This window comes from Lysinibacillus sp. NPDC093692, from assembly GCF_050280125.1.
Taxonomy (GTDB): Bacteria; Bacillota; Bacilli; order Bacillales_A; family Planococcaceae; genus Lysinibacillus.
Genome location: NZ_JBNNUW010000002.1, coordinates 116294 through 130948, shown reverse-complemented (window position 1 = coordinate 130948; position 14655 = coordinate 116294). Strand labels below are relative to the sequence as shown.

At 34.4% G+C, this 14655-nt stretch carries 17 protein-coding genes and 5 pseudogenes; 10 read left to right on the top strand and 12 right to left on the bottom strand.

The window, feature by feature from the left end; genetic code table 11:
- The first annotated feature begins 105 nt into the window (after nucleotides 1-105).
- From crcB (ACQKN4_RS03420) to ACQKN4_RS03410, 3 genes are read left to right on the top strand one after another with little or no spacing between them, the layout of a single operon-like run.
- Complete coding sequence (gene crcB, locus ACQKN4_RS03420; protein WP_079561287.1) at nucleotides 106-468, top strand: fluoride efflux transporter CrcB; 363 nt, start codon at nucleotides 106-108, stop codon at nucleotides 466-468.
- Complete coding sequence (crcB, locus tag ACQKN4_RS03415) at nucleotides 465-794, top strand: fluoride efflux transporter CrcB (protein WP_079561286.1); 330 nt, start codon at nucleotides 465-467, stop codon at nucleotides 792-794. Before crcB (ACQKN4_RS03420) ends, crcB (ACQKN4_RS03415) begins: the two co-directional genes overlap by 4 nt.
- 30 nt (nucleotides 795-824) lie before the next feature.
- Nucleotides 825-1172: a hypothetical protein gene (locus tag ACQKN4_RS03410; protein WP_079561285.1), complete on the top strand. Its 348-nt coding sequence runs from the start codon at nucleotides 825-827 to the stop codon at nucleotides 1170-1172.
- Between the two features lie 31 nt (nucleotides 1173-1203).
- Here ACQKN4_RS03410 and ACQKN4_RS03405 read toward each other — a convergent pair whose 3' ends face one another.
- Both ACQKN4_RS03405 and ACQKN4_RS03400 read right to left on the bottom strand, forming a co-directional pair.
- Complete coding sequence (locus ACQKN4_RS03405; RefSeq protein ID WP_254864982.1) at nucleotides 1204-1488, bottom strand: Sir2 family NAD-dependent protein deacetylase; 285 nt, start codon at nucleotides 1486-1488, stop codon at nucleotides 1204-1206.
- A complete protein-coding gene (locus tag ACQKN4_RS03400) occupies nucleotides 1448-1615 on the bottom strand; it encodes a Sir2 family NAD-dependent protein deacetylase (RefSeq protein WP_427482501.1) in 168 nt (55 codons plus the stop codon). Before ACQKN4_RS03400 ends, ACQKN4_RS03405 begins: the two co-directional genes overlap by 41 nt.
- A gap of 58 nt (nucleotides 1616-1673) precedes the next feature.
- Between ACQKN4_RS03400 and ACQKN4_RS03395 the strand changes: the two are divergent.
- A pseudogene (locus tag ACQKN4_RS03395) lies at nucleotides 1674-1949 on the top strand (transposase); the annotation flags it as partial.
- Between the two features lie 177 nt (nucleotides 1950-2126).
- Here ACQKN4_RS03395 and ACQKN4_RS03390 read toward each other — a convergent pair.
- Nucleotides 2127-2618 carry a hypothetical protein gene (locus ACQKN4_RS03390; protein ID WP_079561284.1) on the bottom strand — a complete coding sequence of 164 codons (492 nt, stop codon included), beginning with the start codon at nucleotides 2616-2618 and terminating at the stop codon, nucleotides 2127-2129.
- Nucleotides 2619-2835: 217 nt separating this feature from the next.
- Here ACQKN4_RS03390 and ACQKN4_RS03385 point away from each other — a divergent pair.
- Both ACQKN4_RS03385 and ACQKN4_RS03380 read left to right on the top strand, forming a co-directional pair.
- A pseudogene (locus ACQKN4_RS03385) lies at nucleotides 2836-3293 on the top strand (hypothetical protein); the annotation flags it as partial.
- Between the two features lie 450 nt (nucleotides 3294-3743).
- Complete coding sequence (locus tag ACQKN4_RS03380; RefSeq protein WP_427482295.1) at nucleotides 3744-4901, top strand: Ger(x)C family spore germination protein; 1158 nt, start codon at nucleotides 3744-3746, stop codon at nucleotides 4899-4901.
- A gap of 269 nt (nucleotides 4902-5170) precedes the next feature.
- Here the strand turns inward: ACQKN4_RS03380 and ACQKN4_RS03375 are convergent, their stop codons facing one another.
- On the bottom strand, nucleotides 5171-5296 hold the full coding sequence (locus tag ACQKN4_RS03375; RefSeq protein ID WP_427482294.1) for a tyrosine-type recombinase/integrase: 126 nt from the start codon (nucleotides 5294-5296) through the stop codon (nucleotides 5171-5173).
- Between the two features lie 28 nt (nucleotides 5297-5324).
- Here ACQKN4_RS03375 and ACQKN4_RS03370 point away from each other — a divergent pair.
- Nucleotides 5325-5459: pseudogene (locus ACQKN4_RS03370) on the top strand (ADP-ribose pyrophosphatase); the annotation flags it as partial.
- 139 nt (nucleotides 5460-5598) lie between these two features.
- Here ACQKN4_RS03370 and ACQKN4_RS03365 read toward each other — a convergent pair.
- Together ACQKN4_RS03365 and ACQKN4_RS03360 are read right to left on the bottom strand one after the other, a co-directional pair.
- Nucleotides 5599-6915: an amidohydrolase family protein gene (locus tag ACQKN4_RS03365; RefSeq protein WP_427482292.1), complete on the bottom strand. Its 1317-nt coding sequence runs from the start codon at nucleotides 6913-6915 to the stop codon at nucleotides 5599-5601.
- A 238-nt stretch (nucleotides 6916-7153) separates the two neighbouring features.
- Nucleotides 7154-7963 (bottom strand): YitT family protein, encoded by an 810-nt coding sequence (locus ACQKN4_RS03360; RefSeq protein ID WP_427482290.1) that lies wholly within the window; start codon nucleotides 7961-7963, stop codon nucleotides 7154-7156.
- A gap of 215 nt (nucleotides 7964-8178) precedes the next feature.
- Between ACQKN4_RS03360 and ACQKN4_RS03355 the strand changes: the two genes are divergently transcribed.
- The gene (locus ACQKN4_RS03355; RefSeq protein ID WP_427482288.1) at nucleotides 8179-9078 is read left to right on the top strand and encodes a LysR substrate-binding domain-containing protein; all 900 of its coding nucleotides are present in this window, start codon (nucleotides 8179-8181) and stop codon (nucleotides 9076-9078) included.
- A gap of 249 nt (nucleotides 9079-9327) precedes the next feature.
- Here ACQKN4_RS03355 and ACQKN4_RS03350 read toward each other — a convergent pair.
- Both ACQKN4_RS03350 and ACQKN4_RS03345 read right to left on the bottom strand, forming a co-directional pair.
- Nucleotides 9328-9635, bottom strand: a pseudogene (locus tag ACQKN4_RS03350) (antibiotic biosynthesis monooxygenase family protein).
- Nucleotides 9636-9726: 91 nt separating this feature from the next.
- Nucleotides 9727-10149 (bottom strand): annotated as a pseudogene (locus tag ACQKN4_RS03345) (DMT family transporter); the annotation flags it as partial.
- A gap of 175 nt (nucleotides 10150-10324) precedes the next feature.
- Here ACQKN4_RS03345 and ACQKN4_RS03340 point away from each other — a divergent pair.
- Entirely contained in the window at nucleotides 10325-10996 is a 672-nt protein-coding gene (locus ACQKN4_RS03340; protein WP_079561279.1) for a response regulator transcription factor, read from the top strand.
- Entirely contained in the window at nucleotides 10996-12231 is a 1236-nt protein-coding gene (locus ACQKN4_RS03335) for a sensor histidine kinase (protein WP_427482286.1), read from the top strand. Before ACQKN4_RS03340 ends, ACQKN4_RS03335 begins: the two co-directional genes overlap by 1 nt.
- A 37-nt stretch (nucleotides 12232-12268) precedes the next feature.
- Here ACQKN4_RS03335 and ACQKN4_RS03330 read toward each other — a convergent pair whose 3' ends face one another.
- Genes ACQKN4_RS03330 through ACQKN4_RS03315 form a run of 4 tightly spaced genes read right to left on the bottom strand, consistent with a single transcriptional unit; the run spans nucleotide 12269 to nucleotide 14633 of the window.
- Entirely contained in the window at nucleotides 12269-12823 is a 555-nt protein-coding gene (locus ACQKN4_RS03330; RefSeq protein WP_427482284.1) for a ferric reductase-like transmembrane domain-containing protein, read from the bottom strand.
- Nucleotides 12824-13723, bottom strand: coding sequence for an FAD:protein FMN transferase (locus tag ACQKN4_RS03325; RefSeq protein WP_427482282.1), 900 nt, complete (start codon nucleotides 13721-13723; stop codon nucleotides 12824-12826).
- Nucleotides 13724-13736: 13 nt separating this feature from the next.
- Nucleotides 13737-13979 carry a hypothetical protein gene (locus ACQKN4_RS03320; protein ID WP_427482281.1) on the bottom strand — a complete coding sequence of 81 codons (243 nt, stop codon included), beginning with the start codon at nucleotides 13977-13979 and terminating at the stop codon, nucleotides 13737-13739.
- A 12-nt stretch (nucleotides 13980-13991) separates the two neighbouring features.
- Nucleotides 13992-14633, bottom strand: coding sequence for a copper amine oxidase N-terminal domain-containing protein (locus tag ACQKN4_RS03315; protein WP_427482279.1), 642 nt, complete (start codon nucleotides 14631-14633; stop codon nucleotides 13992-13994).
- Nucleotides 14634-14655 lie beyond the last annotated feature (22 nt).

Here is a 14655-nt window from a genome sequence, read left to right as displayed (position 1 = left end):
CTCTCTTTCATATATTTGAATCCATATAACTTATAGAAATATATCTAAATTGATACTCTCATGATACACTTTTCAATATAGATATTTTAGTAAGGAGTCTTTACTTTGAAATCATTTTTAGCTGTTGGAATCGGCGGGTTTTTGGGTGCCATCTGTCGATATAACCTTGGTCAAGCACTTCAAAATACAGGTGGTTTTCCAATTGCAACACTTTGTATGAACTTAATTGGTTGCTTTTGTTTAGCATGGCTATTTACTATGTTTACAAAGCGTACGCCTATTATTTTAGGAATTGGCACTGGTTTTTTAGGTGCATTTACGACATTTTCGACATTTTCTTTAGAAACGCTATTACTTTTGCAAGATAGTAAGTGGCTACTAGCTATTCTTTATATTTTAATAAGTGTTTTTGGCGGTTTAGCATGTGCATGGCTAGGATTTAGACTTGCGAAGGGGCGCAGCGTATGATAGTTATTGGTATCGGTGGATTTTTTGGTGCACTAACCAGATTTTATCTTGGAAAATTGATTGCTCATCCATACCCATGGGCAACATTTTTTATTAATATAACAGGTTCTTTTGCACTTGGCCTTCTATTTGCATTACAGCCAAATGATTGGATTTGGCAGTTTATAGGGCTTGGTTTTTTAGGGGCCTATACGACATTTTCAACATTTGGTTTTGAATGTTTGCAGCTCTTGGAACAGAAGAAATGGAAACAAGTGATTATTTATATATGTACTACCGTTTTATTTGGTTTACTTTTCGCTACACTTGGCTTTTTCCTTGTGTAGCAGCATTTATGACATACTAGAGGTGATTTTTTGACACAGCCATCCATTGAACAATTACAAGTGCTCGAAGCTGAAATTGAACAAACATTATATACTTTAATCGACTTAGAGCTAGAAGAAAACTTTCCAGAAATGAATACCCGCTTTGCACAATTACTTGCAAAGGTTCAGGCTGCTCAGTTAATTGATTATAAACTTGACGTCCTCGTTGATCCTCAAGCATTAGCAACAGAAACATGCACTCTACTCCAAAGTTTAATAGAGGCAAAAGCTAGACCACAAAAAAGACAACGACTTTTAACACACCGTATGATTTTAAAAATATGGCTACGTAAAAACCAACGCTTTATGACCGAATTTTTACCACAAATGTTTTAGGCGCCTCTTGATGTTTCAAGGGCGCCTCCTTTTAAAGTGACAATTGCTGCAACACTTCTTTTACTTTTCCTTCAACTGCATGATGCGCAATATCTAAATTAATATAAGCAGTTTTTCCTTTTGTCATCATTGGAAGTTGATTGACAGGAAACACTTCAAGGCTCGTGCCGATAACAAGAACAAGCTCCGCTGCTTTGATTGCTTCCATTGCATTGTTCCAGCTTATTTGTGGTAAGTGTTCTCCAAAAAGCACTACATTTGGCCTTAGATTGCCATTACAATGTACACAACTCTCTTTGTGTAAAAAACTTTCCATTGGAGCAGCTTTTTCGCAGCGATGACAACGAAATGGAGCGTATTGAGCCCTGTAACTCCCCTACCCTTTGACTTCCTGCTAGCTTATGAAAACCATCAACGTTTTGCGTAGCAACTAACGATACAATTCCTCCCTTTTCCCAATCAGCTAAAGTTTGACTGACTTTTCATGCGGTGCTACCTTTTGGAAGCTTCTCACTTTATGAAAATCCACGCCAACTTATAAAACAAGCGGGATTAACATTACGTGAAAGCTCGTCTGGTCAACATAAGGGACAAAAACATATCTCTAAACGAGGACAAAAGAAGCTTAGAAATGCTCTATTCAAGATTATAGTCCCGCTGATTCGTCAAAACGAAGCGTTTAAAAAGCTTCATGAATATTACACAACAAGACAACAAAATCCCTTAAGGGGAAAGCAGTCAATGGTGATACTCTGTGGTAAATTACTGAAGGTATTACAACGTCGTCATAAGTATCGCAGAGATCCATTGTGCATCACATAGTGAACGGAACTTGAAAAAGCTGCCGCCTGCAAAGTACAGACAGCAGCTTCAAAAGGTTGCCGCTCTTTTCAAAATGCCCTTACAAAGGGTACACTTCAATTCCGCAAAGTTTTTAATACAATCACCTACACACTATGCCTTGGAAAATGTAATGGTTTCTCCAATATTAAATGTTTTACTTTTCTTCTTTCCCTCTAAATCCCAAGTTATTGTGATCGTTCCTTTACTCAATAAATCTTTGATATCCTTATTTTCAAGCTGCTTATAATTTATAATGATCTCGTCTTTATATTCTATCTTATTTTTTTCTGAATCTTTATCTTGATAACTAGAACCGTTCCAATAAACGTCTTCCCCTAATAACTCACGAAATGAATAGGGTATGTTTATTTCTAAATCATCGATATTATCGGAATAATCTACATTTAATGTAAATTCTAGTTTTTTATAGTTATTTTTCTGAGATTTATCTATATTACTGTAATTTTTCTGAGTCTTTTCATCAAGCTCAATTATTTTAGTATTAATATTAATTATTGGATTAAAGCGATAATACGTATAAGTACCTACCCCGACTACTAAAAAGACTAGCAAAAGAACAACTATGAACCGACTTTTGTTCAAAATATCCCTCCTACTTAAAAAGAAAAACAATAACTTAATGCTCAAGCATCGGTTATTGTCTTTCTATTACCAATTACGGTTGAATTAACTTATTAATTTAACTTACTTTAATAACTACTTACCAGTTTAATACATTATCATCCCATAACGGCCACTTTTGTTGATTAGTACTTATACTAACGTCAAATGAAAGGCCACCTGTTATACTTCCTATTTCGTAGTGGTACGTGCAAGTCGTAATATTAATAATGAAGAATTTATATTCTTCTTCTTTCTTGTATCTATAGCGTTTATTGCTTTTATGTTTTTGAGCTTATTAAAAGGAAGTTTTTTCCATAAACTTTCTTCATCATTACCTATTAGATTAAAGGCACAATCTTTTTTACTTGGATTAGGAAATGTTATTTATTTCTGATAGGGATTTTCTACAGTTTTACATTTTACGGCATTTTAACTAGTGTTTTTATTGTTGTTGGTCCTTATTTATTAAGGATTATAATGTCTACATTTATAAACAATACAATTACCAAGAAAATAAATCCAGTATATATTTTCCTATTGATTACATTTTTAATGATATTTGGATTTTACTCACCGATATTTATTATTCTTAGTGTAGTGTTTGGAATCTATACAATTAATATGATTTCTTCTCAAAACAATATGAAAGTATATACCCTGAAGTTGTTCATATAACACCTAACTACCCTCAAACTTTTTTGACAGTTGGAGATGCTGATCCACTTGCCCCACAATCGACAGAGCTTATAGATGGATAAGCAATACTTATTCGGACAAATTTAATAGGGACTAAGGGGCAATCACCCATCATTCCAACGAAGAAGAGCTTGATATGGAGAGGTGGGCATGATGGCCTGGTTTGGCGAAGCAAGCCCTATTCAGCTGGCTTTTCGGGGCAAAGAATCATGCCCATAGAGGCTCCTTGAAGCTACTTATGCGCCCCTTATACTTGAAAAGAGCTATTTATTCCCCTTAAAAAAGCTGTCCAATTCTGTTGCCATTCCATGAACTCTCCCTAGAAAAAATTTAAAAAACCTTTTATTTATAATTTTCTTCATTTTTGCCAAACTAAAAAATATGTATTGATATTTAAGGTGGAGAGCGATGAATAGGATAATTACGGGCTTATTTATATTAACTGTAACACTCCCTCTTCTATCCGGATGTTGGGATGAGATAGAACCCCAAAAAATGTATTATGTTAATGGGGTCGGAGTGGATTTTAAAGATAATCAATACGAAATTTATCTACAATTAATTAACTTTAATGACGTAGCAAAATCTGAAACACCTTCTGTTCCGGAAGCGCCTGCAGAGATTGGATATGCTACAGGGGAAACTATGGAGGAAGCAATTTATGAATTATATCGCTCCATTGACCAAGAAGTATTTTGGGGACATATGACCTATCTGATATTTACAGAAGAGGCTTTAAAACACGAGGAAGTTAATTCAGTTTTCGATACTTTTTTGCGCTTTAGAGAAACAAGATACCAGATGAATGTTCACTTTACCCAAGACTCACTAAAAGAAATTCTTTTGATAACACCTATTTTGAATAAATCACTAATTGATTCAAAATTAAGCCATCCATTAAACGCCCGAAAATTAGAAGTGTTTACGGAACCTGTAAATTTAAGAAATCTAGTTATTGGTTTAAATGAACCTAGTCATGAAGTTAGTTTACCTCTCGTTTCGATTGATAAAAATTGGGATACAACAAAGGAGCACCCTTCAAAAGAAACTACAATTAAAGGGATTGGGATACTTTCAAAAGATGGATTTGAAGGGGTAATTAAAGGTGATACTGCAAGAGGTATCAACTGGATGTATAACAAAAAAAATAGAGGAGACTTAACCTTCAAATTAGACAACAATAAAAGTATAACAGTAGATATGGAAGAAAAATATTTTGATGTTAAACCAGTTATTAAAGGCAATCAAGTACAGTTTGAGGTTAACATTAAAGTCGATGTTATACTTAATGGTTTCAAAAAAAAGGCAACAGAAAATGAAATACGTAAGGGAGTTATTAAAAAAGTTAAAGAGGAAATAAAGACAACCTATAAAGCAGGGTTACAGTTAGACGTTGATATTTATCGTTTATCAGAACACCTTTATCGAAACAACGTAAAAGTATGGAAAACATTAGAGATCAATGGAAAAATACCCTTGACTGAAGAATCAATTAGTAAAATCAATGTTGAAATAGACAAAATAAAATCTGGAAGAAAAACATTTACAGAAACAATTAATAAATAAACACAAAATGACCAGGCTCACAAAGGCTGGCACCATTCAGTGACAAACAAATCATTTTGCCTGGTGCTTTAGTTAAATTTTTGAGTCACGAAAAATCAAACCAAAAGACAGATTTTCTACATTTGTAGATTAAATCTGTCTTTTTAGTTTTAACAGCAACAATCTTTGAGAACACAGCCTTCTTTAAACAATTCTCCCTCTTCATATAAAAGGTTATTTTACATCCAATCATCATACATTTCCTTACGAGCATGATCGAACAACTTGGTTTATACTCGGGTAGTTTGATATATTTCATGTCCCAACAAGGTCTGAATACCCTCGATTGGCATTCCCTTTTGTGCTAGATGTGCAGCTAAATTGTGTCGTAAAGTGTGCGGTGTTACGAGGAACATTAAGGAATAAATATAAATGGAGATTGTTATGGGATACATTATGGATTTAAGAAAAATAGTTGGCAGTCGTCCACTAATTATGGCAGGGGCGTGTGTAATTCTTGTAAATAGTAATAATGAGTTATTGTTACAACTTAGAAAAGACAATAATTGTTGGGGGTTAGCTGTAGAGGGCTTCGCTTGCTGGCAAGTCCTTTTTTATGCACTAAAAAAGTGCGAGACTCTGTACAAATACGTTGCACAAGTCTGCACTTTTATTTTGCATAAACAGGTGAGAAAGTTTGTAACAACAAACCGATTTATTAAAATGAATCCAATGTCTGATCCAATCTTTCGTTCTTTTCAATGATTAAATCTTCAAATAAAACGCCATTTTTAATTACCATACTTAGCTTTGAAAGATTTTTGATATCTTCTATAGGATTATTTGGTAATATCAATAAATTCGCTCTCTTCCCTTCATCGATTGTACCTATTTGTTTATCAACTCCTAAAATTTCCGCATTACTTTTTGTCACCAAATGAATGGCTTTCTTTTCAGTAATACCACCAAAACGAATCATATGATCTAACTCACGCCATAAATCATAGTGTGATACGTAAGCCATTGCCGCATCATTTCCAACTCCAACACTAATATTATTCTTGATTGCTTGCTGGAAACTAATCAACATATCTTCATAGACAATTTTAGCATTTTCAAACAGGACATCATTAATATTTGTTATGCTTCTATCTAGTAATGCGTAGGGATAAGCAGCTTGAAATGTCGGAATCAGTGAGGTATATCCTCGTAAGGCATTAGGGTTTTGTTTATAAAGAGAAATGATATCTTCATCCATTGGAGCTCCATGTTCGATTGAATCTACGCCACCTTTTAAAGCAATCCTAACACCTTCAGTACTCTCTACATGTGCTGCAACCATTATCCCAATTTTATGAGCTTCTTTACAGATGGCAAGTACTTCTTCTTCGGTTAATTGAATACGTCCGGCTTCACCAATTGTTTTTGCATCAGTTACGCCACCTGTTACACAAATTTTAATCCAATCTACACCTTGCCGTACATTTTTACGTACATTTTTCACACCATCCCAGGGACCGTCAGTCTCTAGTGCTAAATACGGGGCTCCATGACCACCAGTAGCGCTAATAAAGAAACCTGAGACGAGTAAATCTGGACCAATAACTTTTTTGTTTTGTATATCGTCTCTCAGTTTTACATCTTGATAAAAGAATTCACCCACAGAGCGTAATGTAGTTATGCCGGATTTAAATGCGACTAAAGCATTTTTCTTCATTCTATTGTAAATAAATTTCTTGCCCAATTTAGTATCTAATATTTTTATTCCGAAATTCAGCACTTCTTCACTAAAAGATAGTCCAGTAGGGTTTCCATCAGAAAATAAATGTGCATGTGCATTTATGAGTCCTGGCATAACATATTGATGATTAATATCAATTTGTTCATACTCTTTAGAAATTATTATATTTTGACGGCTTTCAATTTTTTCAATAATGCCTTGATTATCTATGAGAATAATCATATCTTTTTCGATTTCCCGATCCATATCGCCGTTTATAACTGTGCAATTAATTAATGCTGTTTTCATTTTCATATCATTATCCTCCTCGATTTAAATAGAAATTTATCATTCAATCAATTAAATAAAAAACCGTACAATTATGATAAATTAAATAACTCAGTACATAATCGTACTATGAGCGAACAGAAATACCGAATGATGTCACATCTATACTTAAAAAGGTTGTACCGTTACTGACGAAAATCTAAATTATACCTTTTTTAAAATTTTTGTTCTTTAAACTCTTCCATTAATATATTCCCTCTCAATTTTAGCTTTTTCTAAATAAACCTAATACTTCTGTTGACTCCGTAATATTTACAAATGCTTGTGGATCAGCTTCAGAAATTAAGTTTTTTATTCTTGTTAGTTCTTCCCGAGAAATTACGGTCATTAATACATGTTTTTTCTCATTGGTATATGCACCTTCTCCATCCAATAAAGTAATCCCACGTACAAGATTTGATAATAGCTTTTCTTTCATTTTTCCTGCCTGGCTCGTTACAATCATTAGTGTTATTTTTCGATGTTTTTTATGAATTGTATCAATCACTTTTCCTGTAATAATAATGGATAATAAACTGTTTAAAGCAATGTCCCAATCGAAGAATAATCCTGAAACAATGACAACAACTGCATTAAGTAAGATTAAGAATCTGCCAAGCTGAATGTCTTTTTTTTGTGAAAGCAACATCCCAATAATATCGAATCCACCTGTTGAGCCCTTGCAGTTGAATACCAATCCAATACCGACACCGGCAACTACACCACCAAATATTGAAGAAAGTAGAAAATCGCTTGTCACTGCATTTATGGGAATAGCATATAACGCTGCCGAAAATGTGATAACTGATACAATTGTATAACCAATAAATCGTCTTCCAAGCTTGACATAACCCAAAATAAGAATAGGTAAATTTAGTAAAAAGTTTACTAATCCAGTATTAAAAGGTGTTAAGATGCCAATGATAATTGCAACCCCACTAATCCCGCTGCTTAAAATATTATGGGGGATTAGGAAAAGATTAAAAGAAAGTGCTGTAATTAAAGAGCCAACAATCACTCCAAGTAACTGATACATATTTTACCGCCCTTCAATAAATAATATTATTTACGGATTCATCTTTTTTAATTCGAATTAATCCTATAAATTCAACAATTGTTAACTTAGCAATCAGAAGAAATTCTCCATTCCTCCAAGTTAAAACCATCTCTTTACCTTGACTTAATATTAAACAATAATAATAATTAAGAGAAATACTCAAAAAACGTCTTATTAATATCTTTTAGATATAAATGTTTGAAAGGGAGAAAAAGGAAATGGAATTGAGGCACATCAGATATTTTTTGACTTTGGCAGAAGAACTAAACTTTAGTAGAGCTGCAGAAAAACTCCATATCGCACAACCACCTCTAAGTAAGCAAATCAGAGAATTAGAAGAGGAAATGGGGGTACGATTATTTAATAGGACGAAGCGACATGTTGAATTAACAAATGCCGGAAAGGTGTTTCAGAATAAAGCCTATCAAATCATTGATCAAGTTGAACAAGCGTGTATTAGTACGAGATTAACCTCTACAGGATCTGAAGGCGAACTTATAATTGGCTTTAGTGGCTCAGTGCAAGACCTTATTCCGACAATTCGAAATTATCGTGAACGATACCCTAAAGTTGGAATAGTATTACAACAACTCAGTACACCTCTTCAAGTTAAAGCTTTAAATGAAAAAAGAATTGACATTGGTATAGTAGCTGCACCAGTGAATTGTAAAAAAATTTATGTAAAACCAGTCCGAAAGGTGAGTTTAAAGGCAATTATTCCAGAGAAACACCCCCTTGCTTTCAAACAATCAATTTATATTCGTGATTTGGAAAACGAATCATTTATAATGGCAACTAAATCAGCTGCTCCATTTTATTATGAAACGTTTATGGAACTGTTCCAAAATGTAGGATACGCTCCGAAAATTACAATCCAGGCAAATGACCTTCAAACTGTTTCGGCATTGGTCGCGAATGGTATGGGAGTTGCATTGTTACCGTCATCAATTAATCCATTAAGTGGTTTAGTACAAAGGAAAGTTGAGGATATAAATAATACAATTGAAGCATCGCTTGCGTGGCGAAAGGATAATAATTCGGAAATACTAGACAAATTTTTAAAGTTATATTTTGAATTTAATACTAATGATTAAGTTTGTTAAAAAAAGCAAAAACTACGCGATGCTTTATCACATCTCGTAGTTTTTAGACAGCCCTTTCGACTCTGCTATCTTTTAAATGATATAATTTGTCCAAAACAGTGATGCAAAAAAATAAGATCACCGATAAAACAATGCTTCGATTTTAAGCTTACTTATTGCATCACGAATGAGCTGTGTTAAAAATAATATATTCATTCAAATTACATCACGATTAAGTTGAGCTTTTTATTGCAAGATGAATTACATTATAAAAGAATAATCTTTTATAACCTTACAAATTTCCACATTATATTGCTTGTACCATTTTTCTTTTCCAAATTGCTGTGCAACTAGATGTTTTGAATTTCTTTCCATTCTTGAATAGCCTCTAGTGATTCCCAATACGATACAGTAATACCCTTCCCTTCGGTATTTCTTGCACTTTCTATACGAAGAAAACCTGGCTGTTTTTGTGCTAATTCATCCATAACTTCTGCCATCTTCGCATAGCCTTCTCCATCCTCGTCTGTTCGTTGTGATGTAAAAATTACAGCATAATATGTTTCCATAACTATTTACTCCTTTCTAAATATGTATTATTGTAATCGATAAATACTTTTATGAATATCGAAATGTGGCATGCAGAAAGGATCGTGACGAAACTTGTGCACCCATTGTAATCATAACACCAATAGCCCCCAACAAAACACCACACCATTGATACAATCGGTATCGCACATTCGTAAATATAGTAGCAAATATGACTACAAGCAAAGGATTCGTAAATGTTAAAATAGAGGATTCACTTGCCGTAATTGTACGTAAGCTTAAAAAAATACAACCCATTACACCAGCGGTTTGAAATGCCCCTATTATTAGAATTTTAATCCAGCCTTCTTTTGAGGTCGGATGAGGCCTTTTTAAAGCGATCACGATGACACCCATTATCATCCCTGCTAGTATAAAGCGGAGTGCAGCCAATAACAGTGGAGATGCGTACGGCAACCCCAATTTGACAACGGCAAATGAAGACCCCATTAGAAATGTTGTCAAAACTAATAATGCTATGAATTTATAAAACATTGTTGTCCCCCTATTTCTATGTCTAAGGACATTATAGATAGGAAATACTTCAACTCTTATCGAAGTATGAATTACATAATTTTAAAATTAGAGATGGTGAAACGAAGCATTTTCAGTTTCATTTCATTTTTCAAGCGTATACTTAGCTGAATATAATCACTAGGAGGAAGCTGCCTTGAAAATATTACTAGCAGAAGATGATGCACGATTAAGAAGAAATATCGTTCATATGTTAAAGAAAGAATTTCATAATGTCACTGAAGCGGAAAATGGACAGGAAGCGCTAGACCATACGCATACTGAGAAATATGATCTTGTTATTTTAGATTGGATGATGCCACTCGTTAGTGGTATTCAATTATGTCAAGAGCTACGAAACACTGGATTCAATGGTAGTATTTTAATGCTAACAGCAAAGGACGACACAGAGGACATTATTAAAGGGCTTGATAGTGGTGCTGACGATTACATAGTAAAGCCATTTAAAATAGAGGAACTGTTAGCAAGAATTCGCGCATTACTACGAAGAAAAGATAAAGTGATAGAACAGGTCATCCAGATCAATCAATTACAGCTGAATGTAGATTCCCGAGTGTTTTTGTACAATAATGAAGTAGTGGATCTTACTAAAAATGAATTTTTACTGTTAGAATATTTATTTTTCAATAAAGGACGTGTACTAACTAGGGAACAAATTTGTATTTATATATGGGGCTACGATTACGATGTTTCGAATAATTCTTTAGATGCTTTAGTTAAGCTTGTGCGGAAGAAAATTGATGATAGTCAATCTAAATCACGCATTCAAAATGTCAGAGGTATTGGCTATAAACTGAGGGAAGGCTAATGTTTCATAAAACGAAAAAAAAATTATCCTATTTGTATGCAACGCTTTACTTTTTATTATTTTCACTATTCGTTATTGTTCTATACTTTTCACTCGTAAAATTAATGGAAAATCAACAAATAAACGAGTTGGAAGACTTTTATGGTAGGCAAGAGCACGATTTCTTTGAACATGTTCATGCAAACACTAAAACTTTAAGTTATGACCCAAATCGCAATTTCTTTTACTATATTTACACAAAGAATCATAAGTTTGTCCATGGTGATGAATCTTCCAAAGGACTGAAGAATCAGATCGAAAAAGCATTTGCTAATAGGAATCCAAGTGAGGAACTCGTACAGCATTATGAATGGCAGGAAGAGCATTTTCTACTTCTAAAAAAGCCCATTTTCAACGACGATACTGTAGTAGGCTATATTATCGTTGGTAAATCTGTGACGTCACAGCATCACTTTTTCCAGATGACAAAGTATTTACTAATAGTATTAACTTTTATTTCAACGATTTTAATCGGTCTACTGGCCTATTATCTAGCTGGTAAAGCGATTGTCCCGATTCAATGGTCGTTCGATAAACAAAAAAAGTTCGTATCCGATGCCTCTCATGAATTACGAACACCATTAAGTATTTTTTATAGTTCACTTGAAATTTTAGAAATTGAGGGAGCACGGCAATTAAGCCCTTTGGGAAAAGAATTGATTGCAGATTTAAAAGATGAGGCTGAAATAATGAAGGAACTCATAGATAAAATGTTGTTCTTAGCAAGACACGATCAGCATCAGGTTGCCGTTCAAAAAGAAATCATTCCATTATCTACTTTACTCAAAAAAGTTAGCTCGAAATTTCAAAGGCTTATGCCTCCTGAAATACAGTTTTCTACTGATATCCAAGAAAACCTCGAGCTGCTCGGCGATGCTTCAAAAGTTCAAGAGTTGCTTTATATTCTTTTAGACAATGCCATTAGATATACAAATAGTGGAACCATAACACTTACCCTTTTCAAAAATCAAGACGCTGTAAAAATTACTGTTGTAGATAGCGGAGTCGGTATTACTGAACAGGAATTACCTTTAATATTCGAGCGATTCTACCGAAGTGATGCTGCTCGCCAACGAAATGGCACTGGTTTAGGTCTTGCCATAGCCAAAGCAATAGTGGAGCAACATGATGGGAAAATTCACGCGACAAGTATAGTAAATAAAAGCACTACAATTCATATTGAATTCCCTATTTAATAAGGAATCGGGGCTTTTTAAACAGCCCCGATTTTAGTTAATTATTGTGTAACATTGAAACATTTACTTTTTTCATGAACCCGTTTAATGTTCTTATAACTAGTACTAACATGGTCATCCCTCCGGAAATTACATAAAACATTATAATCAACGTATTTTCTGTATCCGTTCCTATAAGCACTCCGTGAACAAGTGATAATACCCATGCTGGTAACACAAGAAAGTGAAGTTTTTTCCATAAGGAGCGATTCATAGTTCGAATCCATAAATCTGATGTCATGATGACCATTAAAAACAAATAAAATGCGATTGTTCCAAGGGCCGATGGTAGAGACCTATAGTTAGCTGAGAAAGGAATTAAAATCCCCGCTATACTATAAGGCTCATAACGATCGATTAAAAGCACTACCATATGAGCGATTACGGTAATTAACCCTAGCCACCCCGCATTTTGATGAATATGATAAATTAAATTTTTATGTGATTTAATAAATGAGGATTTTCTCAACAAACCAAATATAATGGAAATTGTAAAGTAAAAATACGCTAACAACCCTAATAATCGAATCCATTCCCACGTACTTATGATCATTTATTTCACCCCTGTCATTTTCCAATTTCCTGCTTGCGCTTCTTTAACAATGAAACGGGCACTTTGTTGACAATTATTTTCGAACCATTGCTGCAATTCACGCTCATCCATAAGAAAGCAAAGTTTCGCCCCAACCTCTGCATCACATAAAGAGGACGTTACGACTGAAGCTTGTAATACTTCTGTATTTGCGATTTCACCTGTTTGTCCGTTTAATACATGATGTTTCTTCATTGCTCCTTGCATCCAGCTTCGATAAACCCGATTGGATGTAGCAATGGCGCCTGTTTTCAGTTTAATCGAGCTAATTTCCTTGTCGATATCCAAGGCATCTGCAACACCGATTGTCCAGGTCTTTTCCCCAGAAGACCACATTTTCATATCCCCTCCCCCGTCTATTAGTCCGAACTCAGGCGATATCTCTTGTTCAAGCCAATTCGCCAATTTTTCAATTGCATACCCTTTAGCAAATCCACCTAAATCAATTTCCTGCTGTGTCACCCTCAGTATGTGCTCATCACCTAGAAATTCAAATGGTTGCTCTGCCATTAGCGGTTTGTTTTGAAATGTCTTCCTTTTAGTTGAATCAAATGGGAAAGAATGATAGTAGCCATGATGTTCTAATTGACGTTTAAGATAGGGAGAAAATAAACCATTAGAAAATTGGTAATACCGATCCGCTTGCATTAAACAATCATATAGGAACGAACTAATGCGGAGCGTTTTTCCAATTTCTAAATTATTAAGTTGTGATAATTCATTATTTGATTGAAATCTTGACCATTCTTTTGCTACGTATTGAAGCCAATTCTCTGCTTTTTCTTTCCATACGAAATGAGCCCCTTTTGGCATAGCAATATAAAATTCAGTATTCATTATTTGTAAAGTTAGTGTATCCACACGACCCACTCCATTAAGTTCTTTTCGTTTTGCGCTCGCTTTTGACAGCAGGTTGCCTTGTCACTTCAAAGTTTGTCCAATCTAGCTGTACTAGTTCTTTTTCTTTTTTTGTCATACTTCCGTGATCTACTTCCTGAACATTATTTGTGCGTGTAGAATCGGCTTCTGCTGGGCTGTTAATTTGGGATAGTATGGCTGCTGATAAAAGTAGCCCCGTTGCCCCTAATACCCATTTAGCTTTTTTCGGATCTTTCATAGTGCTTTCCCCCTAATTCGTAATTGGCTGGCAGACAAACGTTTGGTTACTTTCTTGCCATTCAGCTATATAACCTAAGCCATTCGTTATTGTACTAATAGGTACATATAATTCTTCATTCACATAAAACGCTTGTGCAGGTGATGGTACTTTCACATTGTTATCATATACAACGTTAGTTCCAGCACGGTAAATCAATTCATTTTTTTGATGTTGGATATTTAAAATCTTACTTGCTTTGTAAAAGGTTGCTTTTGCTCCTAAAGCTTGAGCTACTGCTTTTCCTGGCACAAAGAATTCCCCGTCTTTTGGTATTATAAAAAAGCTCAGCTCCTTATTTGTACCTTCTACCTTGAACGTAACCTTTTGAGAGCTTGTAAAAGGTAATACTTCTTTATCTGCTGCAACTGTTCGAGTCCAAATATTCCAAGTCCCTTTTGCACTTACAGCATCTTGAAAATAGTAAGTTTCACCTTCTTCTTCATCGTCATAGTAATAGTTCTCATCATCATCATCTTTATAGTCCTTATATTTTTTATACTTTTCTTGTTTTTTATCTTCATGTTTATGATCGTCTGCATGTACGACAACGTCATTTGTAACAAAACCCGCTAATATAAGAACTACAACAAGGCTAATTTTTTTCATCCTCATCTATAACACTCCTTTCCTTTGT

What these genes read in the sequence shown, in the direction of transcription:
- crcB (WP_079561286.1), top strand. Translation starts at nt 465, where the DNA reads ATGATAGTTATTGGTATCGGTGGATTTTTTGGTGCACTAACCAGATTT.
- ACQKN4_RS03405 (WP_254864982.1), bottom strand. Translation starts at nt 1,488, where the DNA reads ATGGAAAGTTTTTTACACAAAGAGAGTTGTGTACATTGTAATGGCAAT.
- ACQKN4_RS03380 (WP_427482295.1), top strand. Translation starts at nt 3,744, where the DNA reads ATGAATAGGATAATTACGGGCTTATTTATATTAACTGTAACACTCCCT.
- ACQKN4_RS03375 (WP_427482294.1), bottom strand. Translation starts at nt 5,296, where the DNA reads ATGTTCCTCGTAACACCGCACACTTTACGACACAATTTAGCTGCACAT.
- ACQKN4_RS03365 (WP_427482292.1), bottom strand. Translation starts at nt 6,915, where the DNA reads ATGAAAATGAAAACAGCATTAATTAATTGCACAGTTATAAACGGCGAT.
- ACQKN4_RS03360 (WP_427482290.1), bottom strand. Translation starts at nt 7,963, where the DNA reads ATGTATCAGTTACTTGGAGTGATTGTTGGCTCTTTAATTACAGCACTT.
- ACQKN4_RS03355 (WP_427482288.1), top strand. Translation starts at nt 8,179, where the DNA reads ATGTTTGAAAGGGAGAAAAAGGAAATGGAATTGAGGCACATCAGATAT.
- ACQKN4_RS03335 (WP_427482286.1), top strand. Translation starts at nt 10,996, where the DNA reads ATGTTTCATAAAACGAAAAAAAAATTATCCTATTTGTATGCAACGCTT.
- ACQKN4_RS03330 (WP_427482284.1), bottom strand. Translation starts at nt 12,823, where the DNA reads ATGATCATAAGTACGTGGGAATGGATTCGATTATTAGGGTTGTTAGCG.
- ACQKN4_RS03320 (WP_427482281.1), bottom strand. Translation starts at nt 13,979, where the DNA reads ATGAAAGATCCGAAAAAAGCTAAATGGGTATTAGGGGCAACGGGGCTA.
- ACQKN4_RS03315 (WP_427482279.1), bottom strand. Translation starts at nt 14,633, where the DNA reads ATGAGGATGAAAAAAATTAGCCTTGTTGTAGTTCTTATATTAGCGGGT.